A 1,199-nucleotide genomic window follows, 5' to 3' on the forward strand; every position below is an offset into this window, starting at 1 on the left:
GGTAATCCCCCCAATAAATAAGAACACTTAGAAATAGAGATTAACTGCTAAAATATACCAGCAGGAGAATCCTATGAAAAAGACACGCTTTACTGATAATCAAATCGTTAATATCCTTAAACAAGCAGAACAAGGCGTACCTATCGCTGATTTATGCCGTGAGTATAATGTCGGCCAAAGCACGTTCTATAACTGGCGCTCTAAATATGGTGGCATGGATGCTGCGCTTATCACTCGTCTCAAAGAGCTTGAAGTTGAGAATGCTCGCTTAAAAAAGATGTATGCCGATGAATGTCTCAAATCCGACATATTACAGGATGCCATGTCAAAAAAGTGGTAGCGCCACTCAGGCGCAAAGAGATGGCTTGTCACTACATTAAAGAGCATGGCATCAGTATCCGCAGAGCTTGCTTGATCTTTAACATTAGCGTCACCTGTTATTATCACAAGTCGGTAGCAACGGATGAGAATAAGCAGATAGCGGACTTGCTCATAGATCTGACCGAGCAGAACAAGAACTGGGGCTTTGGATTGTGTTTTTTAAGCCTGCGTAACGTGCTGGGACTGCCATACAATCATAAACGGGTGTATCGCATCTACTGTGAGCTTGAGTTGAACCTTAGAATCAAACCTCGCCGCCGCATGAAGCGCGCCAAACCTGTGCCACTTGCTGTACCTGATAAGATAAACCAAAGCTGGAGCATGGACTTCATGCATGATGCTTTAACTGATGGACGAGGGTTTAGACTGTTTAACGTCATTGATGATTATAACCGTGAAGCCTTAACCGTTGAGATTGACTTCTCATTACCCGCTCAAAGAGTCATACGCAGTTTAAATCAGCTGATTGAATGTCGAGGTAAACCGGTCCAGGTAAGATGTGATAATGGACCTGAGTACATCAGCAACGCGCTCAAAGACTGGGCTTTAGATCAAGGTATTACGATAAGCTATATTGAGCCTGGCAATCCACAGCAGAATGCTTATGTTGAGCGCTATAATAGAACAATGCGTTATGATTGGTTAAATCAGGAATTATTTACAGATTTAGACCAAGTCCGTCAGCAAGCTGAGGCTTGGTTATATCACTACAACCACGAGCGCCCGAATATGGGCAATGGCGGTTTTACGCCAATGCAGAAACTAAACCACGCAGCTTAATTCTATTTGATAAGTGTCTTATGGTTGGGATGATTACC

General features: G+C 43.1%; 1 protein-coding gene. It reads left to right on the forward strand.

Features of this window, described 5'->3' with window-relative positions; all coding sequences use genetic code 11:
* The first annotated feature begins 73 nt into the window (after nucleotides 1–73).
* Nucleotides 74–1,161, forward strand: a protein-coding gene (locus ACP69U_RS13815; protein ID WP_426138840.1) for an IS3 family transposase whose coding sequence is annotated in 2 segments (ribosomal slippage) — nucleotides 74–326 and nucleotides 326–1,161 — 1,089 coding nt in all. Because the reading frame shifts where the segments join, the coding sequence is not laid out codon by codon here.
* Nucleotides 1,162–1,199 lie beyond the last annotated feature (38 nt).

The organism is Psychrobacter sp. TWR1-1-1, from assembly GCF_049895865.1.
Taxonomy (GTDB): Bacteria; Pseudomonadota; Gammaproteobacteria; order Pseudomonadales; family Moraxellaceae; genus Psychrobacter; species Psychrobacter immobilis_A.